Origin of the sequence: Streptomyces sp. NPDC090106, from assembly GCF_044747265.1 — a bacterium.
In the GTDB taxonomy this organism is placed as follows: Bacteria; Actinomycetota; Actinomycetes; order Streptomycetales; family Streptomycetaceae; genus Streptomyces.
Genome location: NZ_JBIVDS010000001.1, coordinates 353,100 through 378,979, shown reverse-complemented (window position 1 = coordinate 378,979; position 25,880 = coordinate 353,100). Strand labels below are relative to the sequence as shown.

General features: G+C 69.5%; 21 protein-coding genes and 2 tRNA genes. 20 read left to right on the top strand and 3 right to left on the bottom strand.

The genetic code is table 11. From position 1 onward, the window contains the following. Positions 1-60: 60 nt before the first annotated feature. Both ACIPSE_RS01760 and ACIPSE_RS01755 read left to right on the top strand, forming a co-directional pair. Positions 61-1,245: a PP2C family protein-serine/threonine phosphatase gene (locus ACIPSE_RS01760; protein ID WP_401656271.1), complete on the top strand. Its 1,185-nt coding sequence runs from the start codon at positions 61-63 to the stop codon at positions 1,243-1,245. Between the two features lie 26 nt (positions 1,246-1,271). Then, positions 1,272-1,724, top strand: coding sequence for an HD domain-containing protein (locus ACIPSE_RS01755; RefSeq protein ID WP_401656269.1), 453 nt, complete (start codon positions 1,272-1,274; stop codon positions 1,722-1,724). 66 nt (positions 1,725-1,790) lie between these two features. Here ACIPSE_RS01755 and ACIPSE_RS01750 read toward each other — a convergent pair whose 3' ends face one another. Next, on the bottom strand, positions 1,791-2,906 hold the full coding sequence (locus ACIPSE_RS01750) for an acyltransferase family protein (RefSeq protein ID WP_401656267.1): 1,116 nt from the start codon (positions 2,904-2,906) through the stop codon (positions 1,791-1,793). Positions 2,907-3,394: 488 nt separating this feature from the next. Between ACIPSE_RS01750 and ACIPSE_RS01745 the strand changes: the two genes are divergently transcribed. After that, positions 3,395-3,589, top strand: a complete 195-nt coding sequence (locus tag ACIPSE_RS01745; RefSeq protein WP_401656265.1) for a hypothetical protein — start codon at positions 3,395-3,397, stop codon at positions 3,587-3,589. Between the two features lie 181 nt (positions 3,590-3,770). On the opposite strand, the gene ACIPSE_RS01740 is transcribed toward ACIPSE_RS01745, so the two are convergent. Further along, a tRNA-Gly gene (locus ACIPSE_RS01740) sits at positions 3,771-3,841 on the bottom strand. A gap of 130 nt (positions 3,842-3,971) precedes the next feature. Between ACIPSE_RS01740 and ACIPSE_RS01735 the strand changes: the two genes are divergently transcribed. The 6 genes from ACIPSE_RS01735 (at position 3,972) to ACIPSE_RS01710 (ending at position 9,020) form a co-directional block, all read left to right on the top strand. Further along, positions 3,972-4,048 (top strand) — tRNA-Pro (locus tag ACIPSE_RS01735). Between the two features lie 150 nt (positions 4,049-4,198). After that, positions 4,199-5,575, top strand: a complete 1,377-nt coding sequence (gene tig, locus ACIPSE_RS01730) for a trigger factor (protein ID WP_401656263.1) — start codon at positions 4,199-4,201, stop codon at positions 5,573-5,575. A 303-nt stretch (positions 5,576-5,878) separates the two neighbouring features. Then, the gene (locus ACIPSE_RS01725) at positions 5,879-6,484 is read left to right on the top strand and encodes an ATP-dependent Clp protease proteolytic subunit (RefSeq protein WP_171143358.1); all 606 of its coding nucleotides are present in this window, start codon (positions 5,879-5,881) and stop codon (positions 6,482-6,484) included. A gap of 74 nt (positions 6,485-6,558) precedes the next feature. After that, positions 6,559-7,239, top strand: a complete 681-nt coding sequence (locus tag ACIPSE_RS01720; protein WP_401656260.1) for an ATP-dependent Clp protease proteolytic subunit — start codon at positions 6,559-6,561, stop codon at positions 7,237-7,239. Positions 7,240-7,427: 188 nt separating this feature from the next. Further along, positions 7,428-8,717: an ATP-dependent Clp protease ATP-binding subunit ClpX gene (gene clpX / locus ACIPSE_RS01715; protein ID WP_401656258.1), complete on the top strand. Its 1,290-nt coding sequence runs from the start codon at positions 7,428-7,430 to the stop codon at positions 8,715-8,717. Positions 8,718-8,798: 81 nt separating this feature from the next. After that, entirely contained in the window at positions 8,799-9,020 is a 222-nt protein-coding gene (locus tag ACIPSE_RS01710; protein ID WP_401656256.1) for a hypothetical protein, read from the top strand. 79 nt (positions 9,021-9,099) lie between these two features. Here the strand turns inward: ACIPSE_RS01710 and ACIPSE_RS01705 are convergent, their stop codons facing one another. Continuing rightward, positions 9,100-10,041, bottom strand: a complete 942-nt coding sequence (locus tag ACIPSE_RS01705; RefSeq protein WP_401656255.1) for a hypothetical protein — start codon at positions 10,039-10,041, stop codon at positions 9,100-9,102. A 136-nt stretch (positions 10,042-10,177) separates the two neighbouring features. Between ACIPSE_RS01705 and ACIPSE_RS01700 the strand changes: the two genes are divergently transcribed. The 11 genes from ACIPSE_RS01700 to ACIPSE_RS01650 all read left to right on the top strand — a co-directional run bounded on the left by ACIPSE_RS01700 (position 10,178) and on the right by ACIPSE_RS01650 (position 25,810). Next, positions 10,178-12,802 (top strand): valine--tRNA ligase, encoded by a 2,625-nt coding sequence (locus tag ACIPSE_RS01700; RefSeq protein WP_401656253.1) that lies wholly within the window; start codon positions 10,178-10,180, stop codon positions 12,800-12,802. 139 nt (positions 12,803-12,941) lie between these two features. Further along, complete coding sequence (locus ACIPSE_RS01695) at positions 12,942-14,426, top strand: bifunctional folylpolyglutamate synthase/dihydrofolate synthase (protein WP_401656251.1); 1,485 nt, start codon at positions 12,942-12,944, stop codon at positions 14,424-14,426. Positions 14,427-14,436: 10 nt separating this feature from the next. After that, a complete protein-coding gene (locus ACIPSE_RS01690; protein ID WP_401656249.1) occupies positions 14,437-14,832 on the top strand; it encodes a DUF4233 domain-containing protein in 396 nt (131 codons plus the stop codon). 64 nt (positions 14,833-14,896) lie between these two features. Beyond that, positions 14,897-15,310 carry a nucleoside-diphosphate kinase gene (gene ndk / locus ACIPSE_RS01685; RefSeq protein WP_401656247.1) on the top strand — a complete coding sequence of 138 codons (414 nt, stop codon included), beginning with the start codon at positions 14,897-14,899 and terminating at the stop codon, positions 15,308-15,310. Positions 15,311-15,607: 297 nt separating this feature from the next. Then, entirely contained in the window at positions 15,608-16,627 is a 1,020-nt protein-coding gene (locus ACIPSE_RS01680) for a rod shape-determining protein (protein WP_004001297.1), read from the top strand. Positions 16,628-16,821: 194 nt separating this feature from the next. Beyond that, a complete protein-coding gene (gene mreC, locus ACIPSE_RS01675) occupies positions 16,822-17,769 on the top strand; it encodes a rod shape-determining protein MreC (RefSeq protein WP_401656245.1) in 948 nt (315 codons plus the stop codon). Positions 17,770-17,782: 13 nt separating this feature from the next. Next, a complete protein-coding gene (gene mreD / locus ACIPSE_RS01670) occupies positions 17,783-18,463 on the top strand; it encodes a rod shape-determining protein MreD (protein WP_401656242.1) in 681 nt (226 codons plus the stop codon). Positions 18,464-18,594: 131 nt separating this feature from the next. Continuing rightward, positions 18,595-20,877: a penicillin-binding protein 2 gene (gene mrdA, locus ACIPSE_RS01665; RefSeq protein ID WP_401656240.1), complete on the top strand. Its 2,283-nt coding sequence runs from the start codon at positions 18,595-18,597 to the stop codon at positions 20,875-20,877. Next, entirely contained in the window at positions 20,874-22,070 is a 1,197-nt protein-coding gene (rodA, locus tag ACIPSE_RS01660) for a rod shape-determining protein RodA (protein ID WP_401656238.1), read from the top strand. The genes mrdA and rodA overlap by 4 nt, the downstream gene beginning before the upstream one ends. Positions 22,071-22,146: 76 nt before the next feature. After that, positions 22,147-23,754, top strand: a complete 1,608-nt coding sequence (locus ACIPSE_RS01655; protein WP_401656236.1) for a CHAD domain-containing protein — start codon at positions 22,147-22,149, stop codon at positions 23,752-23,754. 91 nt (positions 23,755-23,845) lie between these two features. Further along, positions 23,846-25,810 (top strand): TIGR03960 family B12-binding radical SAM protein, encoded by a 1,965-nt coding sequence (locus ACIPSE_RS01650; protein WP_401656234.1) that lies wholly within the window; start codon positions 23,846-23,848, stop codon positions 25,808-25,810. The last annotated feature ends 70 nt before the right edge of the window (positions 25,811-25,880 follow it).

Sequence of the window (25,880 nt, the reverse complement as noted above, 5' to 3'; positions counted from 1 at the left end):
GGGGGACAAGTGGGACCTCCCGTGCCAAGCAGCAGGTCCGATGGATAGGGTCCCCAACTAATGGCAGCAGGACGAGAGCGGCGCGCGGAAGCCGAGACGTTCACGGCCCGGTTGAAGATGCAGTGGCACCGGGCTCGCGTCGGCGTGCGCAGAAGTGCCGTCGACTACTTCCGCGGGGACGGCTCGGACTGGGTCGCCCTGGCCCTTCTGCTGTTCACGATCCCCCTCATCGCGGCGACGACCCTCGCCAACTCCGTGTGGTGCTCCCCGGCCGCGCTGGTCCTCCCGATCGTCACGGGCGGCCTGCTGCTGCGCCCGGCGAGCCTGCTCGGCCTGTACGCGGCGGCGGCCACGGCGCTGATCGTGGAGTCGGTGCAACTGGGCCCGTACACGGAAGGCCCCTCCCGGGTCACCCCCGGTGTGGTCCTGGTCGTCGCGGCGTGCGGATTCTTCGGGCTGCTCATCGCCCAGTTCCGCAGCCGGGTCGGCGTGCCCTGGCGGCGCGGCGGCACCATGCTCTTCGACCTGCGCGAACGCATCCGGGTGCAGAGCAAGCTGCCGAAGCTGCCGCACGGCTGGCACCGCGAGATGGCGCTGCGCCCGGCGGGCGGCCAGTCCTTCTCCGGCGACTTCGTCGTCGCCGCGCGCACCAACAACGGCCGCACCCTGGAGGCCGTGCTCACGGACGTCTCCGGCAAGGGCATGGACGCCGCCTCGCGCGCCCTGCTGCTGTCCGGAGCCTTCGGCGGCCTCCTCGGCTCGCTGCCCCCGCACGCCTTCCTCACGGCCGCCAACGGCTACCTCCTGCGCCAGGACTGGGACGAGGGCTTCGCGACCTCGATCCACCTGGTCCTGGACCTCGACTCCGGCGACTACGAGCTGTACTCGGCCGGCCACCCGCCGGGCGTCCAGCTCAGCGCGGGCACCGGCCGCTGGGAGGAGAAGGCCGCCGAGGGCCCGCTCCTCGGGGTGTACGACGGCGCCCAGTTCGACCCCGTGAAGGGCTCGCTGCGCCCCGGGGACGTGCTGATGCTGTTCACGGACGGCCTCGTGGAGACCTCCGAGCGGGACATCGTCGAGGGCATCGACCGGCTCACCGGCGAGGCGGACCGCTATGTCGCGGGCGGCTTCCACGGCGCCGCCTGGCATCTCATCGAGGCCGTCGCCAAGGACGTCAACGACGACCGGGCCCTGCTGCTCATCACCCGCGAGGGCCCCACCACCACCCAGGTCGCCGGGGGCTGATCCGCGCCCCGGGGCACACTGGCCGGATGACCCCACTCACCGAGCCCGAGGTCGAGGCCGTCGCCCGCGCCGCACACGCCGGCCAGACCGACAAGGCCGGACGCCCCTACGCCGAGCACCTCCAGGCCGTCGCCGAGGGCGTCCGCGCCCGGGGCGGCGACGCCGACCAGATCGCCGCGGCCTGGCTGCACGACGCCGTCGAGGACGACGCGCTCACCGAGGAATGGCTGCTCGCGGCCCCGCTGTCGGACCGTACGAGGGCCATCGTGCTCGCCGTGACCAAACGGGCGGGGGAGAGCCCCGAGGCGTACGCCGGGCGCATCCTGGGCACTCCGGGCGCGCTGCTGGTGAAGCAGGCGGACCTGGCGCACAACGCGGACCCGGCCCGCCTGGCGGTCCTCGACGGGATGACCGGCCGGCGGCTGACCGAGAAGTACGCCCGCATGCGGGCACTCCTCGGCCTGGACCCGACCGCCTGACCCCGTACCGCCCGACCGGTACCGCCCGACCGGTACCGGTCGACCCGTACCGTCCGCCGGCACCGGCTAGGCGAGCACCTTCTCGCGGCGCTCCCGGTCCTGGTCCCGCTCCTGCGGCTGCCGCTCCCCGGCCGGTGCGCCCGTCGTGGCGGCCGGCTCCGGCTTGAACGCCCACGCCATCCTCGGCTCCATCGCGAACCGGAAGACCCGCTGGACGGGCTTGGTGCACAGCACGGTGACGACGGCCGCGGCGATCACGGAGACGAGGACCTCGCCGAGCGGCCCGTGCAGCCACGCGTGCTCGAACCAGCCCGCGTGGTCGGCGCCCTTCACCACGAAACCGTGCAGCAGATAGCCGTAGAGCGTGCCCGCGCCGAGCGCGGTGAACCACATGTTCCGGCGCGGCACCCAGGCGAAGAAGCAGGCCGTCAGCAGCAGCGAGCAGCCGAACATCGCGAGCACCATGACCGGCCCGGCCCACCAGGGCGCGCCCAACTCCTGCGCGGCGTCCCGGTGGTAGAACCACGCGGTGTTCATCCGCGGCACCGCCCACCAGCCGACGGCGAGCGCGGCGGCGAACACGGGCACCGACGCGATCCGCACCGCGCGGGTGCGCACCCGCTGGAAGTGCTCGGGCCGCATGCACAGTCCCAGCACGAAGTACGGCAGGAACTGGAGCACCCGCTGAAGGTCCAGGTCGTCCCCGATGGACGGTGTCACGGACGCGAGCATGGCCACGCCGAGCGAGAAGAGCAGCGGCCGGCGGAGCGTGCGCAGGGCCGGGGTGCACAGCCGCCAGACGAACAGCGCGCACAGGAACCAGGTCAGGTACCAGGGGTCGAGCAGGCTGAACTCCATGCCGGAGTCGCCGCCGACGGTCCGCTCGAAGACGACGTACGCCGACTCGAAGAGCACGTACGGCACGGCGACGCCGGTGACGAGCCGTCTGACCCGGTCGGGACGCATGTCGAAGCTGCGGGAGAAGAAGCCGGAGATGACGATGAACGCCGGCATGTGGAACGAGTACACGACCGTGTACGCGGCCTCCAGGATGCGGCTGTCACCCTTGAGCGGCTCCCAGGCGTGACCGACGGCGACGAGCACGATCGCCAGGTACTTGGCGTTGTCGAAGAACGCGTCGCGTTGCTTGCCGGGCTGCGCCGGCCGAACTGGCGGGAACATCTGAGGCACCCTAGCGCCGCCTGTGCGATTCAGTGAAACCGGCCGAGTTGTTCCAGGTAATCGCCCTGAAGGCCAAGGGAATTACCCGGAACCTCGAAGACTCCGAGGTCCGCGCAAGCGCCGTTTTGGTAGGACTCATCCCGACTAAATGGTGCATAAGGTCGGCGGTCGACACCTGCTGAATGTCCGCTTCGATTTATTTACGTTCCCTGCGAAGAGAATGTGTGGACACGGAAACGAACCTGTCCGATTGTGTGGCCCGCACTGGCGTGAAACCCGTACGGGCGAACTCTCGAATTCCCGTACGATGCCTGCCGGGTTGGCGACGGGGACCTCTCGACGCACCACAGTCCAGGCACAGGTGTGGTCAACGATGCATCACCCGCCGCATACAGCGGCCTGGTTGGTGGCACGATGGTTCTGGCGGGGGTGTGCTGGGTCGGCATCCCCGGGCCGGGAGAGTGGACCGACCGAGGGTGTGATCAGTTGTGGCCATTTCGCTGTCAGTGGTGCTGCTGTTGGCGATCATCTTGGTGGTGTTGATCCGTGGCGGATCCCTCAAGGCCGGACCCGCCGTCGTGGCGATCCTGTTCGGCTTCTTCCTCGCCTCGACGGGCATGGCCGACGACATCCAGCGCTTCCTCAACTCGATAGCCGACACCATCAACTCGATCCAGTTCTAGCGGTGCCCGGTCCCTGGGGGCCGCGGGGGACGGCGCCCGGCGCCCGCCCCCGGCTCACCCCTGCGCGACAGGGCGCGCGACGGAGCGTGCGCGGGCGGTGACGGCGCGCGCCCTCCGGCCCGTGGAACGCCTCAGGGCCAGGTCGGGGAGACATCCTCCGACCTGGCCCTGAGCCATGAAGAGCGGGCGACGGGAATCGAACCCGCGTAGCTAGTTTGGAAGACTAGTGCTCTACCATTGAGCTACGCCCGCACAGGACGCGCCGCAGGTCAGCCGACCGCGGCACTGAAGGCATCGTAGCGGGTCGGCCCCCCTCATCGCACACCCCGTAAATGCGGCAGCCTCGCTGTCTGCGGGGATGTACCCTACGTGTCGCACCAGACGGGGTGTGGCGCAGCTTGGTAGCGCGTCCGCTTTGGGAGCGGAAGGCCGTGGGTTCAAATCCCGCCACCCCGACCACCTTGTACGGCCGTCTGCGCTCACTTCGAGTGATCGTCGCCGGTGATCGCCTTTGGGGCGTGTCGCTGCTGCCGTTACTATGCAAGCTGCATGCCCGTGTGTCTCTCTGCCGGGCAGATCCCTAAAGTCAGCCCCCAAGGAGACCGAACCGTGAAGAGCGCCGTCGAGACCCTGAACCCCACTCGGGTTCGGCTCAGCATTGAGGTGCCCTTCGAGGAGCTCAAGGACAGCCTCGACGCGGCGTACAAGAAGATCAACCAGCAGGTCACGGTGAAGGGCTTCCGCAAGGGCAAGATCCCCGCCCGCGTCATCGACCAGCGGTTCGGCCGTGGCGCCGTGCTGGAGGAGGCCGTCAACGACGCGCTTCCGAAGTTCTACACCGAGGCGGTCAACGAGGCCGACCTCGACGTGCTCGGCCAGCCCGAGGTCGACATCACGGAGCTGAAGGACGGCGAGACGCTGAACTTCACCGCCGAGGTCGACATCCGCCCCGAGATCACGCTCCCCGAGGACTTCTCCTCCATCGAGGTCGAGGTCGACGCGGTCGAGGTCAGCGACGAGGACCTCGACAAGTCCGTCGAGCAGCTCCGTGAGCGCTTCGCCTCCACCTCCCCGGTGGAGCGCGCCGCCGAGGACGGCGACGTCGTCACGATCGACCTGGAGGCCAAGGTCGACGGAGAGGTGCTGGAGGACGGCGTCGCCAGCGGCGTCTCCTACACCATCGGCTCCGGTGAGCTCCTCGAAGGCATCGACGACGCCGTCAAGGGCGTGGAGGCCGGTGGCGAGGCCACCTTCACCTCCGAGCTCAAGGGCGGCTCCGCGGCCGGCAAGGAGGCCGAGGTGACCGTCAAGGTCTCCCAGGTCGCCGCCCGCGAACTGCCCGAGCTGGACGACGAGTTCGCGCAGCTCGCCTCCGAGTTCGACACCCTGGAGGAGCTGCGCGCCGACAGCCGCAAGCGCCTCGAGAACATGAAGCAGTACGACCAGGCCACGCAGGCCCAGGAGCGCGTCCTGGAGAAGCTGCTGGACCTCGTCGAGGTGGCCGTCCCCGAGAAGCTCCTCGAGGACGAGATCAACACCCGCAAGCACAACCTTGAGCACCACCAGCTCGGTCAGATGGGCCTCGACCTCGCGAAGTACCTGGAGATCCAGGGCAAGACCGAGGAAGAGTTCGACACCGAGACCAAGGACGCCGCGGTCAAGGGCATCAAGACCCAGTTCGTCCTGGACGCCCTGGTCAAGCGCGAGAAGCTGAACGTGAACCAGGAGGAGCTCACCGAGCACCTCATGCGCCGCGCCGCCTCCTCGGGCATGTCCCCCGACCAGTTCGCGCAGGCCGTCGTCGAGGGCGGTCAGGTTCCGCTCCTCGTCGGTGAGGTCGCCCGCGGCAAGGCCCTGGCCGTCGTGGTCGAGGCCGCCACGGTCAAGGACACCAACGGCGAGGTCATCGACCTGGACGACGACGAGGACGAGGTGACCGAGGCCGCCGCCGAGGAGACCCCGGCCGAGGAGAAGACCGAGGCCTGATCCGGCCTGACGGCACGGTGACGCCGTAAGGAAGGGCCCTGAGGATCCGCGTGATCCCGGGGCCCTTCTGCCATCCGGCCGCGGGCGGGCGGGTGCGGTGACGGCGAGCGGGCGGCCAAACCCCGTGCCCCCGGCTACGCCCCCGGCGAACACCCCCGACTCCGGGATTCCCCGAAGGGACCCGCGCGTTAGGGTCCATGAGTATGAGGGCAGTGGAGTCCCCGGACGGCTCCCTCCCGTAGGGAAACGTGAAGACGGCCCGGCGCCGTCGTAAGACGAGCAGGTGGATACGTGACGAATCTGATGCCCTCCGCCGCCGGTGAGCCCAACTTCGGTGGTGGCCTCGGCGACCAGGTCTACAACCGGCTGCTCAACGAGCGGATCATCTTCCTCGGCCAGCCGGTCGACGACGACATCGCGAACAAGATCACCGCACAGTTGCTGCTCCTTGCCGCCGACCCCGACAAGGACATCTACCTCTACATCAACAGCCCCGGCGGCTCGATCACGGCCGGCATGGCGATCTACGACACCATGCAGTACATCAAGAACGACGTGGTGACCATCGCCATGGGCCTCGCCGCCTCCATGGGCCAGTTCCTGCTCAGCGCGGGCACCCCCGGCAAGCGCTTCGCGCTGCCGAACGCCGAGATCCTGATCCACCAGCCGTCCGCCGGTCTCGCCGGCTCGGCCTCGGACATCAAGATCCACGCCGAGCGGCTGCTGCACACCAAGAAGCGCATGGCCGAACTCACGTCCCAGCACACCGGTCAGTCGTTCGAGGAGATCACCCGCGCCTCCGACCGCGACCGCTGGTTCGACGCGGACGAGGCCAAGGAGTACGGCCTCATCGACGAGGTCATCACCACGGCCGCCAACATGCCGGGCGGCGGCGGCACCGGGGCCTGAGCAGCCCCCGCAGGGGCCCGTACGACCCCCGCACAGCCCCCAGCCGACCGCCACAGCTCCTAGGAGACAAGACAGTGAACGACTTCCCCGGCAGCGGCCTGTACGACCGCACCCGCGCCGAGTACACCGGCCCGGCCGCCGAGTCCCGGTACGTCATCCCGCGCTTCGTCGAGCGCACCTCGCAGGGCGTCCGCGAGTACGACCCGTACGCGAAGCTCTTCGAGGAGCGGGTCATCTTCCTCGGCGTGCAGATCGACGACGCCTCCGCCAACGACGTCATGGCGCAGCTCCTGTGCCTGGAGTCGATGGACCCGGACCGGGACATCTCGGTCTACATCAACAGCCCCGGCGGCTCCTTCACGGCGCTCACGGCCATCTACGACACGATGCAGTTCGTGAAGCCCGACATCCAGACGGTCTGCATGGGCCAGGCGGCCTCCGCCGCCGCGATCCTGCTGGCCGCCGGTACGCCGGGCAAGCGCATGGCCCTGCCGAACGCGCGCGTGCTGATCCACCAGCCGTACAGCGAGACGGGCCGCGGTCAGGTCTCCGACCTGGAGATCGCCGCCAACGAGATCCTGCGGATGCGCGCGCAGCTGGAGGAGATGCTGGCCAAGCACTCCACCACGCCGATCGAGAAGATCCGCGAGGACATCGAGCGCGACAAGATCCTCACGGCCGAGGAAGCGCTCTCGTACGGTCTGATCGACCAGATCATCTCCACCCGGAAGATGAACAACGCGGCCGTCCGCTAGGCGGAGGCTGTATCGTCTGCCGCCCCTTGGCATGGTTCGTGTGCTTTGACACGCTGCACGTCAAAGTGAACCGCGCCAAGGGGGGCCCGAACGGGGGGCCAGGCAAGGTACCGTCGGAATAAGGCAGCACCAGGAGCCGCTGGATTCGAAAGCGTCCAGGCGTCTCCCAGGCGAAGGGGAAGCACACCGTGGCACGCATCGGTGACGGCGGCGATCTGCTCAAGTGCTCGTTCTGCGGCAAGAGCCAGAAGCAGGTCAAGAAGCTCATCGCAGGGCCCGGTGTCTACATCTGCGACGAGTGCATCGATCTCTGCAACGAGATCATCGAGGAAGAGCTCGCGGAGACGAGCGAGGTGCGCTGGGAGGAACTCCCCAAGCCCCGCGAGATCTACGAGTTCCTCGAGGGCTACGTGGTGGGCCAGGAAGCGGCGAAGAAGGCCCTCTCCGTGGCGGTCTACAACCACTACAAGCGCGTCCAGGCCGGCGAGAACGGCGGCGGCAGCGGCCGTGACGACGCGATCGAGCTGGCGAAGTCCAACATCCTGCTGCTGGGCCCCACGGGCTCCGGCAAGACCCTCCTGGCCCAGACCCTGGCCCGCATGCTCAACGTGCCGTTCGCGATCGCGGACGCCACGGCGCTGACGGAGGCGGGCTATGTCGGCGAGGACGTCGAGAACATCCTGCTCAAGCTGATCCAGGCGGCTGACTACGACGTCAAGAAGGCCGAGACCGGGATCATCTACATCGATGAGATCGACAAGGTCGCGCGGAAGAGTGAAAACCCCTCGATCACCCGTGATGTCTCGGGGGAGGGCGTTCAGCAGGCCCTGCTGAAGATCCTGGAGGGCACGACGGCCTCGGTCCCGCCGCAGGGCGGCCGCAAGCACCCGCACCAGGAGTTCATCCAGATCGACACGACGAACGTCCTGTTCATCGTGGGCGGCGCGTTCGCCGGCCTGGAGAAGCTCATCGAGTCCCGCGCGGGCGCCAAGGGCATCGGCTTCGGCGCGACGATCCGCTCCAAGCGCGAGCTGGAGGCCAAGGACCAGTTCGAGGACGTCATGCCCGAGGACCTGGTGAAGTTCGGGATGATCCCCGAGTTCATCGGCCGTCTCCCGGTCATCACCTCGGTCCACAACCTCGACCGCGAGGCCCTCCTCCAGATCCTGGTGGAGCCTCGCAACGCGCTGGTCAAGCAGTACCAGCGGCTCTTCGAACTCGACGGTGTGGAGCTGGACTTCGACCGCGAGGCCCTCGAAGCCATCGCCGACCAGGCGATCCTCCGCCAGACGGGCGCGCGCGGCCTGCGCGCCATCATGGAGGAAGTGCTCCAGGGCGTCATGTACGAGATCCCGTCCCGCAAGGACGTCGCCCGCGTCGTCATCACCGCGGACGTCGTCCACTCCAACGTCAACCCGACCCTGATCCCCCGCGACGCCCGCGGCGGCCGAGGCTCGGGCGAGGCGAAGACGGCGTAGCCCTCGCGAACTGGCAGACGATGCCCGGCACATGTCGATGTGCCGGGCATCGCCTTTTCCGCCACGCGGTACGGGCGAGCCATGTTCATGGCGCTGGCTGTCGCGAGTGTGCTGGCGGCCGGGGCGGTCGTGACGGCCGGCACGGCGCATGCCAGTGCCGCGACCTGCCGGAGCTGTCTGAGGCAGTGGTACGTCGTCGGACCCGAGGTGACGGCCCACGGGGCCGGCGAGGTTGAGCGGCCCGTCCTGGTTGCAGGCGAACGGGCGCGGACCGCCTGCACGAAGGCGTCCACCGGCAACTGATTCGTGCCGCCGCGCGACGCGAAGGGGCCCAGCCGGGTGGCTGGGCCCCTTGTCGTGCGAATCGAAGTGCCGCGGCGGGTCAGATCTTGACGCGGACTTCCTTGCGGACCTTGGCCGTCATCTCGGCCGCGCTCTCCAGGTCGGCACCCTTGCCCGCCATGGCGCTCGCCAGGTCGACGTGGATGATGACGCCCAGCGTGCTGTGGTCACCCCAGATGCAGACCGGCATGCTGACCGAGCTGGGGCCGGTCGACGTGGAGGACGAGGTGTCCTTGTACTTCGTCTCCTGGCACTTGAGGACCGCGCCGTCCAGACCGCTCGGGGTGTAGGCCTTCGGGCTGCCGACGACCTCGGCCCCGTCCTCGTCCGTGGCCTCCTTCTTCATGTCCGCGAACATCGCGTCGACGACCGCTTCCGGGTCCTCGATCTCGCCGTAGACACCCATGAAGTTGATCATCTGCATGGCGAGGGGGTTGCTGTCGTCCCCGGACTGGTAACCCGCCGACACGTCCTTGGCGTTCTTCACGCCGTGCTTCTCGGCTTCCTTGACGTCGCTCTCGTCGAAGCCACCGCTCTCGGCGTCGTCGCTCTGCTTGTACTCGCCGTTGAGCAGCGTCGCCGGAGTCGTCAGCTTGTGCGGACCGTCGTCGGCGACGTCCGAGCCACCACCGCCCCCGCCCAGCACCAGTGCCGCGCCCACCGCGATCGCCGCGACGACCGCGACCGCGCCGATGATCAGGCCGAGCTTCTTCTTGCCGCCGCCCGGGGCCGGGGGCTGGGGCATGCCGTAGGGGGCCTGGCCGTAGGGCGGCTGGCCGTACGGGGGCTGGCCCTGCGGCGGGACGCCCTGCGGGGGCTGCTGCGGGTAGCCGTAGCCCGGCTGGGGCGGAGGGGCCTGCTGGGGGTAGCCGTAGCCGGGCTGGGGGGCCTGCGGCGGCTGCTGGCCGTAGGGGCCCGGCTGGCCGTACGGTCCGGGCTGCTGGGGCTGCCCGCCGTACGGGCCCGGCTGGTTGTAGCTCATTTTCTGGGTTCCCCCTCAGATGCTTATGTGTTCCTGACATCCTCGCTCAGGCACAGCCCGCTCACGGCATCGGGGCCCTCACCGTTACAGAAGCATCGGTTTCGGGACGGCGTCGTGACCCCCCTACACTGGCCCCGTGACCGAGAACGCTCAGCAGCAGCCCACAGCGCCCCACACCGAACTGCCGACCCAGTACGCGCCGGCCGATGTAGAGGGACCGCTGTACGAGCGCTGGGTAGAACGCGGTTACTTCGCCGCCGACGCGAAGAGCGACAAGCCCGCGTACACCATCGTCATCCCGCCGCCGAACGTCACCGGCTCCCTCCACCTGGGCCACGCCTTCCAGCACACCCTCATGGACGCGCTCACCCGCCGTAAGCGCATGCAGGGCCATGAGGCGCTGTGGCTGCCCGGTATGGACCACGCCGGCATCGCCACCCAGAACAAGGTCGAGCAGCAGCTCGCCGAGGAGGGCAAGTCCCGCCACGACCTGGGCCGCGAGGAGTTCGTCGAGCGCGTCTGGCAGTGGAAGGAGGAGTACGGCGGCAAGATCCTCGGCCAGATGCGGCGCCTGGGCGACGGCGTCGACTGGGACCGCGAGCGGTTCACCATGGACGAGGGCCTGTCCAAGGCCGTCCTCACCATCTTCAAGAAGCTGTTCGACGACGAGCTGATCTACCGCGCCGAGCGGATCATCAACTGGTGCCCCCGGTGTCTGACGGCCATCTCCGACATCGAGGTCGAGTACCAGGAGGACGACGGCGAGCTCGTCTCCATCACGTACGGCGAGGGGGAGGAGACGCTGGTCGTCGCCACCACCCGCGCCGAGACGATGCTCGGTGACACCGCCGTCGCCGTCCACCCCGACGACGAGCGCTACCGGCACCTCGTCGGCAAGCGCATCAAGCTGCCGCTGACCGACCGGACCATCCCGGTCGTCGCCGACACCCACGTCGACCCCGAGTTCGGCACCGGTGCCGTCAAGGTCACCCCGGCCCACGACCCCAACGACTTCGCCATCGGCCAGCGCCACGGCCTGGAGTCGATCACGGTCATGGACGAGCGGGCGATCATCACCGTCCCCGGCCCCTTCCAGGGCCTGGACCGCTTCGAGGCGCGCTCCGCGATCGTCGGCGCGCTGCGCTCGCAGGGCCGGATCGTCGCCGAGAAGCGGCCGTACACGCACAGCGTCGGCCACTGCTCGCGCTGCAAGACCACCGTCGAGCCGCGGCTGTCCCTGCAGTGGTGGGTCAAGGTCGGCCCGCTCGCCAAGGCCGCCGGTGACGCGGTCCGCGACGGCCGGGTCACCATCCACCCGCAGGAGATGGAGAAGCGGTACTTCGACTGGGTCGACAACATGCACGACTGGTGCATCTCGCGCCAGCTGTGGTGGGGCCACCGCATCCCGGTCTGGTACGGCCCGGACGGCGAGATCGTCTGCGTCGGCCCCGACGAGGAGCCGCCCACCGGTGAGGGCTGGCGTCAGGACACCGACGTCCTCGACACCTGGTTCTCCTCCGGCCTGTGGCCCTTCTCCACCCTCGGCTGGCCCGAACAGACCGAGGACCTGCGGAAGTTCTACCCGACCGACGTCCTGCTCACCGGCCACGACATCATCTTCTTCTGGGTCGCCCGGATGATGATGTTCGGCCTGTACGCGATGGACGGCGAAGTCCCCTTCAAGACCATCGCGTTGACCGGACTCGTCCGTGACGAGCGCGGCAAGAAGATGTCGAAGTCCTTCGGCAACGTCGTCGACCCGCTGGACTGGATGGACAAGTACGGCTCCGACGCCGTCCGCTTCACCCTGGCCCGCGGCGCCAACCCCGGCACCGACGTCCCGATCGGCGAGGACTGGGTCCAGGCGTCCCGCAACTTCGCCAACAAGATCTGGAACGCCACCCGCTTCGCGCTGATGAACGGCGCGACGGTCGAGGGGCCGCTGCCCGACCCGTCGCGGATGTCGGCGACGGACCGCTGGATCCTGTCCCGTCTCAACGCGACGGTCGCCCAGGTCGACGCGTTCTACGAGGACTTCCAGTTCGCGAAGCTCTCCGACGCCCTCTTCCACTTCGCGTGGGACGAGGTCTTCGACTGGTACGTCGAGCTGTCCAAGACGACGTTCCAGGCGGGCGGCGAGGGCGCCGAGGTCTCCCAGCGCGTCCTCGGTGAGGTCCTCGACGTCACCCTGAAGCTGCTCCACCCGGTCGTCCCGTTCGTCACGGACACCCTGTGGACGACCCTCACCGGCGGCGAATCGGTCGTCGTCGCCGACTGGCCGGCCGACAGCGGCTTCCGCGACACCGCCGCCGAGCGGGAGATCGAGACCCTCCAGTCGGTCATCACCGAGGTCCGCCGCTTCCGCGCCGACCAGGGCCTCCAGCCCGGCCAGCGGGTCCCGGCCCGGCTGACGCTGGACGGTACGGCGCTGGCGCCGCACGAGGCCGCCATCCGCCAGCTCCTGCGTCTCCAGCCCGAGGGCGAGAACTTCTCCGCCACGGCGACCCTCCCGGTCGCGGGCGCCTCGGTCGCGCTCGACCTCTCCGGCACGATCGACGTGGCGGCCGAGCGCAAGCGGCTCGCGAAGGACCTGGCCGCCGCCGAGAAGGAGAAGGCCCAGGCCCACGCCAAGCTCGGCAACGAGGCGTTCCTGGCGAAGGCCCCGGACAACGTCGTGGACAAGATCCGCGGCCGTCTCGCCAAGGCCGACGACGACATCGCCCGCATCCAGTCCCAGCTGGACGGGCTGCCGCAGGCCTGACGACAGCCCCGTACGGGTCCCCGGCGCCGCACGGCGCCGGGGACCCGTCCGTTTCCAGGGGTACGGCCGGCCGTACGGCCCGCGCCCGCCGGACGGGACCAGCCACCCCTCGCCAGGGGCGCCGCCTTAGACTGACCTGGTGAGTGAAAGCGACCCCTTCGACGAGATCGTCGCGGAAGAGACCGACCGCGACCCCGACCTCGCGGTCATCGAGGCCGGCAGCCGCACCCTGCGCACGCAGGGCGGCACGCCGAGTCCCGACGTGCCCGCGCGGCCCGCGGACCCCGAGCTCGACAAGGCGCTGCGCGCGGTCGAGACGGAGCTGGCGGGCCGCTGGGGCGAGACCAAGCTGGAGCCCTCCGTCACGCGGATCGCCGCGCTGATGGACGTCCTCGGCGAGCCGCAGCGGGCCTACCCCTCGATCCACATCACCGGCACCAACGGCAAGACGTCCACGGCCCGCATGATCGAGGCCCTCCTCGGCGCGTTCGAGCTGCGTACGGGCCGGTACACCTCCCCGCACGTCCAGTCCGTCACCGAGCGGATCAGCCTCGACGGAGCGCCGATCTCCGCCGAGCGCTTCATCGAGACGTACGAGGACATCAAGCCGTACGTCGAGATGGTCGACGCCCAGCAGGAGTTCCGGCTGTCCTTCTTCGAGGTGCTCACGGGCATGGCGTACGCGGCCTTCGCGGACGCGCCCGTGGACGTGGCCGTCGTCGAGGTCGGCATGGGCGGCACCTGGGACGCGACGAACGTGATCGACGGCGACGTCGCCGTCGTCACCCCCATCGACCTGGACCACACGGACCGGCTCGGCGGGACGCCCGGCGAGATCGCCAAGGAGAAGTCCGGCGTCATCAAGCAGGACGCGACGGTCATCCTGGCGCAGCAGCCGGTGGACGCCGCTCAGGTCCTGCTCAAGAAGGCGGTCGAGGTCGACGCCACGGTCGCTCGCGAAGGACTGGAGTTCGGGGTCGTCTCCCGGCAGGTCGCCGTCGGCGGCCAGCTGCTCACCCTGCGCGGGCTCGGCGGGGAGTACGAGGAGGTCTACCTCCCCCTGCACGGCCCGTACCAGGCGCACAACGCGGCGGTGGCGCTGGCCGCCGTCGAGGCGTTCTTCGGGGTCGGCGCGCAGCGTCCCGAGCCGCTCTCCCTCGACACCGTCCGCAAGGCCTTCGCGAGCGTGTCCTCGCCGGGCCGTCTGGAGATCGTGCGCCGGTCGCCGACCGTCGTGCTGGACGCCGCGCACAACCCGGCGGGCGCCCGTGCCACCGCCGAGGCGGTCGGTGAGGCCTTCGACTTCAGCCGGCTGATCGGGGTCGTCGGGGCGAGCGGCGACAAGAACGTCCGCGGGCTCCTGGAGGCCTTCGAGCCGATCTTCGCGGAGGTCGTCGTCACGCAGAACTCCAGCCACCGCGCGATGGACGCGGACGAGCTGGCCGCGATCGCCGTCGAGATCTTCGGCGACGAGCGGGTCCAGGTCGAGCCGCGGCTGCCGGACGCGCTGGAGGCCGCGATCACGCTGGCCGAGGAAGAAGGCGAGTTCGCGGGCGGTGGCGTGCTCGTCACCGGATCCGTCATCACCGTAGGCGAAGCCCGGCTGCTGCTGGGGAAGGGCTGATCTCCCACCGATGCGTACTCTCTGTGCCTCCACCCTGATCGGCGAGTTCTTCATCATCGGCTTCGCCGCGCTGGTCGCCATGAAGGACCCGGACCTGAGCACGTCGACCGTGTGGACGGTCAGCGGCATCGCCATGGTCCTGTGCCTGCTGCTGTGCGGCGTGGTCACCCGGCCCGGCGGCATCGCCTTCGGCTGGGTGCTCCAGATCGGGCTGATCGCCTCCGGGTTCTTCGTGCCGACGATGTTCTTCCTCGGCGTGCTCTTCGCCGCGCTGTGGTGGGCCTCGGTGCACTACGGCCGGAAGATCGACGAGGCGAAGGCGCGCTTCGCCGCCCAGGAGGCGGCCGAGGACGGCTCCGCGCCCCGGCCCGCCCCTCCGGGCTCCACCGCACCTGACGCTGTGTGACGGACGCGCCGACACGCCCTGTAACCTCGGTCTTCCCGCACCCGCTTGACTAAGGAGCCTCCTCGTGACGCAGCGCACCCTCGTCCTCCTCAAGCCCGACGCCGTCCGTCGTGGCCTGACCGGCGAGATCATCGGCCGTATCGAGCGCAAGGACGGCTGGCGGATCACCGCGCTGGAGCTGCGCACCCTGGACCAGGACACGCTGGAGCAGCACTACGGCGAGCACAAGGGCAAGCCCTTCTACGAGCCGCTGGTGGAGTTCATGGCCTCCGGCCCGGTCGTGGCGCTGATCGTCGAGGGCGAGCGGGTCGTCGAGGGTGTGCGTCAGCTGGCCGGCCCGACCGACCCGATCGCCGCCGCGCCGGGTTCGATCCGCGGGGACTTCGGTGTGATCGTCCGCGAGAACCTGATCCACGCCTCCGACTCCGAGGAGTCCGCCGAGCGCGAGGTGAAGATCTTCTTCCCCGGGCGTGCGTAGGTTTCGTGGCTTTTTCTGAGAGTCCGTCAGGAATCTCCTCTCGCCTGACCAGGGGCGGCCGTACATTTTCGGCCGTCCTTTGGCATATGCGTGCCGAACGGGGGAACGAGTGCCCCCGATGGACCGTCTCCACAAGCGAGGCGGCGTTCCGTCTGCTGACAATGGCGAAGACCCTCGCGCAGTGTTCGTGCGGGCGCCACTACGATGGAAGCCTTCACGTCACAGCACCCACTTCGCCGTCCTGAAATGCCCTGAAAAGCTCCCAGGAAGGCCAGACGAATCCTGATGGGGAACTCAATGTCGTTCATCGGCCGTGACATGGCTGTCGACCTCGGGACCGCCAACACGCTGGTGTACGTCAGGGGTCGCGGGATCGTACTCAACGAGCCGTCCGTCGTCGCGATCAACACCAACACCGGTGGCATCCTGGCGGTCGGCGCCGAAGCGAAGAAGATGATCGGGCGCACGCCCGGCAACATCGTTGCCGTGCGTCCGCTGAAGGACGGTGTCATCGCCGACTTCGAGATCACCGAGCGGATGCTCCGCTACTTCATCCTGAAGATCCACAAGCGGCGGTATCTCGCCCGGCCGCGCGTCGTCGTGTGTGTGCCCTCGGGCATCACCGGCGTCGAGCGCCGTGCCGTCATCGAGGCGTCGTCCCAGGCCGGCGCCCGCCAGGTGCACATCATCGAGGAGCCCATGGCCGCGGCCATCGGCTCCGGCCTGCCGGTCCACGAGGCCACGGGCAACATGGTGGTCGACATCGGTGGCGGTACGACGGAGGTCGCGGTCATCTCGCTCGGCGGGATCGTCACCGCCCAGTCCATCCGCGTCGCGGGCGACGAACTGGACAACGCGATCATCCAGCACATCAAGAAGGAGTACTCCCTCCTCCTCGGTGAGCGCACGGCCGAGCAGATCAAGATCACGATCGGTTCGGCGTACGACCTCGACTCCGACGAGCACACCGAAATCCGCGGCCGGGACCTCGTCTCCGGGCTGCCCAAGACCGTCGTCATCTCGGCCGCCGAGGTCCGCAAGGCGATCGAGGAACCCGTCAACGCGATCGTCGACGCGGTCAAGACGACCCTCGACAAGTGCCCGCCGGAGCTCTCCGGCGACATCATGGACCGCGGAATCGTTCTGACCGGCGGCGGCGCCCTGCTCCGCGGCCTCGACGAACGGCTGCGCCGCGAGACCGGCATGCCGATCCACATCGCCGAGGACCCCCTCGACAGCGTGGCGCTCGGCTCCGGCAAGTGCGTGGAGGAGTTCGAGGCGCTCCAGCAGGTCCTGGACGCCCAGCCGCGCAGATGACGTAACTCTTCGATTCCGCCGTACGAGATGATCTCCTCTCGTACGGCGGATCGTTGATATAGAGGCATAAGCTCACCCATGAGATCGCGCGCGACCGATCGGTCCGCGCCCGCCCGACCCGCGCGCCGCTCGATCCGCGCATTCCTGAACACTGAACACTGCACGTTCCTATGAGGAAGGCACGGCCGCCGCACGTGAGGGACACACGAGAGAGCCGGCTGCTCCTGGTGCTGCTGATCGCCATCGCGTTCGCACTGATCACGGTGGACATCCGCGGCGGGGAGGACTCGCCGGTCGACGGTGCCCGACAAGCCGCCGCCACGGTCTTCGGCCCCATCGAGGACGGTGTGTCGGCCGCGGTGAACCCGGTCGGCAACGCGGTCTCCGCGATCCGCGACTCCGGCGAGCGCCACGACCGCCTCGCCGCGCTGGAGAAGGAGAACGCGGCCCTCAAGGCCAAGCTCGGCAGCGACGACCGCAACTCCAGCCGCCTCAAGCAGCTCAACAAGATGCTGAGCGTCGCCGCCGAGGGCCAGTACGGCATCAAGGGCGCCGAGGTCATCGCGATAGGAGCGGCCCAGGGCTTCTCCTGGACCATCACCGTCGACATCGGCTCCAACGACGGCATCCAGCGCGACATGACCGTCCTGAACGGCGACGGACTCGTCGGCCGCGTCACCACCGTCGGCCCCGACACCTCGACGGTCCTGCTCGCCAACGACCCCGACTTCACCGTCGGCACCCGCATGGAGTCCACCGACGAACTCGGCTTCGCCTCCGGACAGGGCGACCAGCCGCTGCGCGTGGAACTCCTCAACGGCAAGGCCGAGGTGAAGAAGGGCGACCGGCTCGTCACCTTCGGCTCCCAGGCCGACAAGCCGTTCGTGCCCGGCGTCCCCGTCGGTGTCGTCTCCAAGGTCGACCCCTCCGGCGGCGGCCTCACCCGCACCCTGTACGTCACCCCGTACGTCGGCTTCACCAAGCTCGACGTCGTCGGCATCGTCGTCGAGGCGCCGAAGAAGGACCCCCGCGACACGGTCCTGCCCGCCAAGCCGAAGCCGACCCCCACGCCGACGGTGACCGTCACGGTCACCCCCTCCGCGGGCGCCCCGCTGGGCGGCCAGACCGAGCAAGAGCAGTAGGAGCTGATTTCCCTTGCGCGTCAACCGCATCCTGCTCTCCACCTCCCTGGTCGTCGTCGCCCTGGTCCTCCAGGTCAGCGTCCTGTCTCGGCTCCACCTCCCGGGCGCCGTCCCCGACGTGACGCTGCTGACCGTCCTCGGCCTCGCCATGGTGTACGGCCATGTCGGCGGCGCCCTCGTCGGCTTCGGCGCGGGCCTCCTCGCCGACCTGGCCCCGCCCGCCGACCACGCCGCCGGGCGCTACGCCCTGGTCCTGTGCGTCATCGGCTACCTCGCGGGCCTCGCCAAGCCGGACAACGGCCGCCTGAAGTCGGCGACCGGACCGATGCTCGTCGTGGTCGCCGCCGCCGTCGGCACGACCCTGCTGTACGCCGGTGTCGGCGCCCTCGTCGGCGACACCGCCGCCCGTCACGTCGGCCTCGGCAGCCTGCTGTTCACGGCCGCCCTGTACGACCTGCTGCTCGCGCCGTTCGTCGTCCCCGGCATCATGGCGCTCGCCCGCCGCGCCGAGAACGACCCGCTCGCCGACACCGGCGCCTCCGCGAAGAAGTCCGCCGACATCTCCTCCGGGTGGCTCTCCTCCGGGACCGGCCTGAAGATCGGCGGCCAGCGCGGCGGACTCGGAAGCCTCAGGACCAAGGCCCGCGCACGCACCGCGCGCGTCGGCCGCATCAAGGGGGTCAAGCGCCTGTGAGGGCACGTCAGACGGCGGCCGGGGCCGCCGGGTTCACCCGAACGTGTGCGCCAGGCCGGAACGCCGTCTCACAGGTCGGCCGTTCATCATTCGTACGCGCTCACACGCCGGCGCACTGAGAGGGGGCAGCAGTGACCAACATTCCCGAGACCGGACGGACCCCACGGGTCCAGATCCGCCTCATCGTCATCCAGATCCTCGTCCTGTCCCTCCTCGGCACCCTCGGCGGGCGCCTGTGGTACCTCCAGATCCGCGAGGGCGACGAGTACGCCAAGGAAGCCTCCGGCAACCACGTCCAGCAGGTCGTCGAACCCGCCGTGCGCGGCTCGATACTGGACGCCCGCGGCGTCGCCCTCGCCGACAACGAGACCCGCCTCGTGGTCTCCGCCTCCCGCACCGACCTGCTGAAGATGGACGACGACGGCAAGGCCGTCCTCACCAAGCTCGCCGGTGTCCTCGGCATGACGCCCAAGGAGGTGATGGACAAGGTCCGCCTCTGCGACTCCGAGACCCCCCAGCCCTGCTGGAACGGCTCCCCGTACCAGCCGATCCCCATCACCGACGAGGCCACCGCCAAGCAGGCCCTCCAGATCCGCGAGCGCGCCGAGGACTTCCCCGGCATCACCGCCGAACCCGAGGCCGTGCGCCGCTACGCCGCCCCCGGCAAGGCCAACGCCGCCCAGGTCCTCGGCTACCTCTCCCCGGTCACCGACGAGGAGATCACCGAGGCCCAGGACAGCGACTCGCCCTACCTGCGCTCCGACCAGGTCGGCCGCTCGGGCCTGGAGCGCCAGTACGACAAGGAGCTGCGCGGCAAGGCCGGCGTCACCCGCTACGAGGTCGACAACCTCGGCCGGGTCATCGGCCAGGCCGAGGCCGACGCCGCCGAGCCCGGCTCCAACCTCGTCACCAGCATCGACGCCCGCGTCCAGCGGGTCGCCGAGTACGAGCTGAACGACGCGATGAAGGAAGCCCGCAAGCAGTTCGACGACAACACCGGCGAGAACTACAAGGCCGACTCCGGCGCCGTCGTCGTCATGGAGGCCAAGACCGGCCGCATCGTCGCCATGGCCTCCAACCCGACCTACGACCCCAACGCCTGGGTCGGCGGCATCTCCGCCAAGGACTACAAGACGCTGACGGGCAAGTCCTCCAACTACCCGCTGCTCAACCGGGCCATCCAGGGCCAGTCGGCGCCCGGCTCGATCTTCAAGGTCGTCCCGACGGCCGCCGCGGTCAACGCCGGCTACTCCTTCAACGGCCCCTACGAATGCTCCAGCTCGTACTCCATCGGCGGCCAGGTCTTCAACAACTTCGAGTCCAAGGGATACGGCCCGATCAGCCTCGGCCGCGCCCTGGAGGTCTCCTGCGACACCGTCTTCTACCGCCTCTCCCACGAGGAGTGGAAGAAGGACGGCGGCACCAAGCCGAAGAAGAACGCCAACAACTGGTTCTACAAGACCGCCCACCAGTTCGGCCTCGGCGCCGAGACCGGTATCGACCTGCCCAACGAGGTCACCGGCCGGGTCCCCGACCGCCAGTGGAAGCAGGACTACTGGAAGGCCAACAAGGACGCCTGGTGCAAGTACGGCAAGAAGGGCGGCACCTACGCCCAGCAGATCGCCTACGAGAACTGCCTCGAAGGCAACCTGATGCGCGCCGGTGACTCCGTCAACTACTCCATCGGCCAGGGCGACACCCTCGTCACCCCCATCCAGATGGCCACCATCTACGCGGCGATCTCCAACGGCGGCACGCTGTACACCCCGTCCGTCGGCAAGGCGATCGTCAGCGCCGACGGCCAGACCGTCGACGAGATCGAGCCCAAGGCGCACGGCAAGCTGCCCATAAGCAAGAAGACGCTGTCCGAGATGGACGAGGCCCTCGCGGGCGTCGCCACCCGCGGTACCGCCGCCTGGCGCTTCGCGGACGTCGGCTGGCCCCAGGACAAGATCGCCATGCACGCCAAGACCGGTACGGCGGAGGTCTACGGCAAGCAGACGACGTCCTGGTTCGCCACGTACACCAAGGACTACGCGGTCGTCATGACGATCTCCCAGGGCGGTACGGGCTCCGGCGCCTCCGGCCCCGCCGTCCGCAACATCTACGACGCCCTGTACGGCGTCGCCGACGACGGCACCATCGACAAGAAGAACGCCCTGCTGCCCACCCCGCAGAAGAGCCTGCCCAAGGTCCGCACCGACGGCACCATCAAGTCGCCCAAGGTCGCCAAGGACCCGGCCAAGGAGCAGCGCGCCACCCAGCAGGGCGCCCCCGAGCCGGACCAGACCCAGCTCGCGGCCACCGTCGAGAACACCGGGACCGGCGGCAACCGCGACACCCGGCGAAGGCGCCGCCGCGGGACGGGCCGGGGATGCGGACCGCGCCGGGGCGGCCGGAGGATGCTCACATGACCGGCAACAGCTTCTCCGTCTCCGGATACGGACCCGAACGCGCCGGCTGGACGCGGCTGTTCGCCCGTGACTCGCTCGCCCGCCGCCTCGACTGGCCGATACTGCTGTCCGCGCTCGCCCTCTCCGGACTCGGCTCGCTGCTGGTCTTCTCGGCGACCCGCAACCGCACCGAGATCAACCAGGGCGACCAGTACTACTTCCTGCTGCGCCACCTCATGAACACCGGCATCGGCTTCGCCCTGATGATCGGCACCGTCTGGCTCGGCCACCGCGCGCTGCGCACGGCCGTCCCGATCCTCTACGGCGCCTCGGTGTTCCTGATCCTGATGGTGCTCACCCCGCTCGGCTCCACCGTCAACGGCGCCCACTCCTGGATCGTCATCGGCGGCGGTTTCTCGCTCCAGCCCTCGGAGTTCGTGAAGGTCACGATCATCCTGGGCATGGCGATGCTGCTCGCCGCCCGCGTCGACGCGGGCGACAAGCCCTACCCCGACCACCGCACCGTCCTCCAGGCGCTGGGCCTGGCCGCCGTGCCGATGCTGGTCGTCATGCTGATGCCCGACCTCGGGTCGGTCATGGTGATGGTGGTGATCGTGCTGGGCGTGCTCCTCGCCTCCGGCTCCTCCAACCGCTGGGTGTTCGGCCTGCTTGGCGCGGGAACCCTGGGCGCGGTCGCCGTCTGGCAGCTCGGCGTCCTGGACGACTACCAGATCGCCCGCTTCGCCGCCTTCGCCAACCCCAGCCTCGACCCGGCCGGTGTCGGCTACAACACCAACCAGGCACGCATCGCGATCGGCTCCGGCGGCCTGACCGGCTCGGGCCTCTTCCACGGCTCGCAGACCACCGGCCAGTTCGTGCCGGAACAGCAGACCGACTTCGTCTTCACGGTCGCGGGCGAGGAACTGGGCTTCATCGGCGCGGGCCTGATCATCGTGCTGCTCGGTGTCGTCCTGTGGCGCGCCTGCCGCATCGCCCGTGAGACGACGGAGCTGTACGGCACGATCGTCGCCGCCGGCATCGTGGCCTGGTTCGCCTTCCAGGCCTTCGAGAACATCGGCATGACCCTCGGCATCATGCCCGTCACGGGTCTCCCGCTGCCGTTCGTGTCCTACGGAGGCTCGTCGATGTTCGCGGTGTGGGTGGCGGTCGGGCTGTTGCAGTCGATCAGGGTCCAGCGGCCGATGTCGGCCTAGCGGCGGCCGGAGGTCACCGGTGGTTCACCCTGGTCAGCCTCTGTCGTGGGGCCGGGGCAGGAACTAGATTCGGGTCATGGCGGACACAAAGCGCGAGATCGAGCGTAAGTACGAGTCCGAAGAGAGCGGGCTGCCCGACCTGACCGGAGTGGCCGGGGTCGAGGCAGTGATCGACAAGGGTGTCGCCCACCTCGACGCCACCTACTACGACACCCCCGACGAACGTCTCGCCCGGTCGTCGATCACCCTGCGCCGTCGCACCGGTGGCTCCGACGCCGGCTGGCATCTGAAGTTCCCCGTCGCCCCCGGCGTACGCGACGAGATCCAGGCGCCCCTCTCCCCGGCCGTCCCGCGCACCCTCCACGGTCTCGTCCGCTCCCGGATCCGGGACGCCGAGCTGCGTCCGGTGGTCCGGCTGCGCTCCGACCGGGACGTACGCCATCTCGTCGACGGGCAGGGCCGGGTGCTCGCCGAGGTCAGCCTGGACTCCGTCCGCGCCGAGCGCCTCACCGGGGACGGCGGCAGCGCCCAGTGGACCGAGATCGAGGTCGAACTCGCCGACGGCGGCGACCCGGCCTTCCTCGACAAGGTGGAGAAACGACTCCGCAAGGCGGGCGTCCGCCGCTCCGGGTCCTCGTCGAAGCTCGCCAGGGCGCTGGCGGAGACGGCCCCCGCCCCGAAGAAGGCACGCAGAGCGGCGAAGGCGGGGCAGGCCGACAAGGCGGGGAAAGCGCACGACGTAAGGAAGGCCGACAAGGCGGGGAAGGAAGGCAAGGCGGGGAAGGCCGCTCGAGCGGCTGCCGTGCCGGACCCGGTGACCGCCGGCGACCACGTGCTGGCGTATCTGCGCACCCAGCGCGACGCGATCGTCGACCTCGACCCGGCCGTGCGGCAGGACGCGCACGACTCCGTGCACCGGATGCGCGTCGCCACCCGCCGGACGCGCAGCGCCTTCCGTTCGTACGCCAAGGTCCTCGACCGGGCGGTCACCGACCCGATCGGCGCGGAGCTGAAGTGGCTGGCGGGCGAACTGGGCGTCGACCGCGACCAGGAGGTCCTCACCGAACGTCTGACGGCCGCCCTCGACGAACTGCCCCGCCCGCTGCTGGCCGGCCCGGTCCGCACCCGGCTGCGCACCTGGTCGCACGCCCGGCGCGGGGGATCGAGGCGGCGGCTGATCGCCGTACTGGACGGAAAGCGGTACCTGGAGCTGCTGGGGGCGCTGGACGCGCTCGTGGACGGGCCGCCGTGGCGGGAGGCGGCGGCGGGGGAGCCGCCGAAGGTGATTGCCAAGGCCGTGCGCAAGGACTTCGGGAAGCTGGAGGCCCTGGTGGAGGAGGCCGTCGCGCTCCCGCCGGGCGCCGACCGGGACCTCGCCCTGCACGAGGCCCGCAAGAAGGCCAAGCGGACGCGCTACGCCGCCGAGGCCGCGGCCGACGCGCTCGGGGAACCGGCCGTCGACCTGGTCCGCTCGATGAAGTCGCTCCAAGGGCTGCTCGGCGACCACCAGGACAGCGTGATGACCCGCGAGGCCCTGCGGGACCTGGCCGGGCAGGCGCACGCGGCCGGCGAGAACGCGTTCACCTACGGGCTGCTGTACGGGCACGAGGAGCGGCGGGCGGAACTGGCGGAGGCGGCGCTGCCGGAGGCGTGGACGTCGATGAAGGCCGCGATGGACGTCTGAGCGAGCCCCTCGCGGGGCCCGTGCGGGACAGGGGTGTCCTCCGCTCGCGTTAGGCTAGATGGTCACCCCTGTCAGTCCACGGAAGTGCGAGATGTCAGCCGAAACCGCCGAGTCGGTGTTCCCGCAGCTCGAAGCTCTGCTCCCGCATGTGCAGAAGCCGATCCAGTACGTCGGCGGCGAGCTGAACTCCACGGTCAAGCCGTGGGAGTCCTCCGACGTCCGCTGGGCGCTCATGTACCCGGACGCGTACGAGGTCGGCCTGCCCAACCAGGGCGTCATGATCCTCTACGAGGTGCTGAACGAGCGGGAGGGCGTCCTCGCCGAGCGCACCTACAGCGTGTGGCCGGACCTGGAGGCCCTGATGCGGGAGCACGGCGTCCCGCAGTTCACGGTGGACAGCCACCGCCCGGTGAAGGCCTTCGACGTGTTCGGGCTCAGCTTCTCCACCGAGCTCGGCTACACGAACATGCTGACGGCGCTGGACCTGGCGGGCATCCCGCTGGAGTCGCGCGACCGGGGCCTTGACGACCCGATCGTGCTGGCCGGCGGCCACGCGGCCTTCAACCCGGAACCCATCGCGGACTTCATCGACGCCGCGATCATCGGCGACGGCGAGCAGGCCGTCCTCGACATGACGGACATCATCCGCCGCTGGAAGGCGGAGGGCCGCCCCGGTGGCCGCGAGGAGGTCCTCTTCCGCCTCGCGAAGACCGGCTCGGTGTACGTCCCGGCGTTCTACGACGTCGAGTACCTCCCCGACGGCCGTATCGCCCGCGTGGTCCCCAACAAGTCGGGTGTCCCGTGGCGCGTGTCGAAGCACACCGTCATGGACCTCGACGAGTGGCCCTACCCCAAGCAGCCCCTCGTCCCGCTCGCCGAGACCGTCCACGAGCGCATGTCGGTGGAGATCTTCCGCGGCTGCACGCGCGGCTGCCGCTTCTGCCAGGCCGGCATGATCACCCGTCCGGTCCGCGAGCGCTCGATCACCGGCATCGGCGAGATGGTCGAGAAGGGCCTCAAGGCGACGGGCTTCGAGGAGGTCGGCCTTCTCTCCCTCTCCTCGGCGGACCACACCGAGATCGGCGACATCGCCAAGGGTCTCGCGGACCGCTACGAGGAGGACAAGATCGGCCTGTCCCTCCCCTCGACCCGAGTCGACGCCTTCAACGTCGACCTGGCGAACGAACTGACGCGCAACGGCCGCCGTTCCGGCCTCACCTTCGCCCCCGAGGGCGGCAGCGAGCGCATGCGCAAGGTCATCAACAAGATGGTCTCGGAAGAGGACCTCATCCGGACCGTCTCGACCGCGTACGGCAACGGCTGGCGCCAGGTGAAGCTGTACTTCATGTGCGGCCTGCCGACGGAGACCGACGAGGACGTCCTCCAGATCGCCGACATGGCGATGAACGTCATCGCCGAGGGCCGCAAGGTCTCCGGCCAGAACGACATCCGCTGCACGGTCTCCATCGGCGGCTTCGTCCCCAAGCCCCACACGCCCTTCCAGTGGGCCCCGCAGCTCTCGGCGGAGGAGACGGACGCCCGCCTGGAGAAGCTCCGCGACAAGATCCGCGGCGACAAGAAGTACGGCCGCTCCATCGGCTTCCGCTACCACGACGGCAAGCCCGGCATCGTCGAGGGCCTCCTGTCCCGCGGCGACCGCCGCATCGGCGCGGTCATCCGCGCGGTCTACGAGGACGGCGGTCGCTTCGACGGCTGGCGCGAGCACTTCTCCTACGACCGCTGGATGGCCTGCGCCGACAAGACGCTGCCCGCGTTCGGCGTCGACGTCGACTGGTACACCACCCGCGAGAAGACCTACGAGGAGGTCCTCCCGTGGGACCACCTCGACTCCGGCCTCGACAAGGACTGGCTCTGGGAGGACTGGCAGGACGCCCTCGACGAGACCGAGGTCGAGGACTGCCGCTGGACCCCTTGCTTCGACTGCGGGGTGTGTCCTCAGATGGACACGAGCATCCAAATCGGACCGACGGGCAAGAAGCTGCTGCCGTTGACCGTCAAGAACGTGGCACCGGTCGGGAGCGGTCACTCTCACTGACCCCGGCCGCCGTCGTCGAGCCCCCTTCCCGGAGTCGGGAAGGGGGCTCGGTGCTGTCCCCGGTCAAAAT

Excerpts from the sequence above, each read along its gene's own strand:
- ACIPSE_RS01760 (WP_401656271.1), top strand. The coding sequence starts at position 61 with ATGGCAGCAGGACGAGAGCGGCGCGCGGAAGCCGAGACGTTCACGGCC.
- ACIPSE_RS01755 (WP_401656269.1), top strand. The coding sequence starts at position 1,272 with ATGACCCCACTCACCGAGCCCGAGGTCGAGGCCGTCGCCCGCGCCGCA.
- ACIPSE_RS01750 (WP_401656267.1), bottom strand. The coding sequence starts at position 2,906 with ATGTTCCCGCCAGTTCGGCCGGCGCAGCCCGGCAAGCAACGCGACGCG.
- ACIPSE_RS01725 (WP_171143358.1), top strand. The coding sequence starts at position 5,879 with ATGCCCTCCGCCGCCGGTGAGCCCAACTTCGGTGGTGGCCTCGGCGAC.
- ACIPSE_RS01710 (WP_401656256.1), top strand. The coding sequence starts at position 8,799 with ATGTTCATGGCGCTGGCTGTCGCGAGTGTGCTGGCGGCCGGGGCGGTC.
- ACIPSE_RS01705 (WP_401656255.1), bottom strand. The coding sequence starts at position 10,041 with ATGAGCTACAACCAGCCGGGCCCGTACGGCGGGCAGCCCCAGCAGCCC.
- ACIPSE_RS01690 (WP_401656249.1), top strand. The coding sequence starts at position 14,437 with ATGCGTACTCTCTGTGCCTCCACCCTGATCGGCGAGTTCTTCATCATC.
- ACIPSE_RS01680 (WP_004001297.1), top strand. The coding sequence starts at position 15,608 with ATGTCGTTCATCGGCCGTGACATGGCTGTCGACCTCGGGACCGCCAAC.
- rodA (WP_401656238.1), top strand. The coding sequence starts at position 20,874 with ATGACCGGCAACAGCTTCTCCGTCTCCGGATACGGACCCGAACGCGCC.
- ACIPSE_RS01655 (WP_401656236.1), top strand. The coding sequence starts at position 22,147 with ATGGCGGACACAAAGCGCGAGATCGAGCGTAAGTACGAGTCCGAAGAG.
- ACIPSE_RS01650 (WP_401656234.1), top strand. The coding sequence starts at position 23,846 with ATGTCAGCCGAAACCGCCGAGTCGGTGTTCCCGCAGCTCGAAGCTCTG.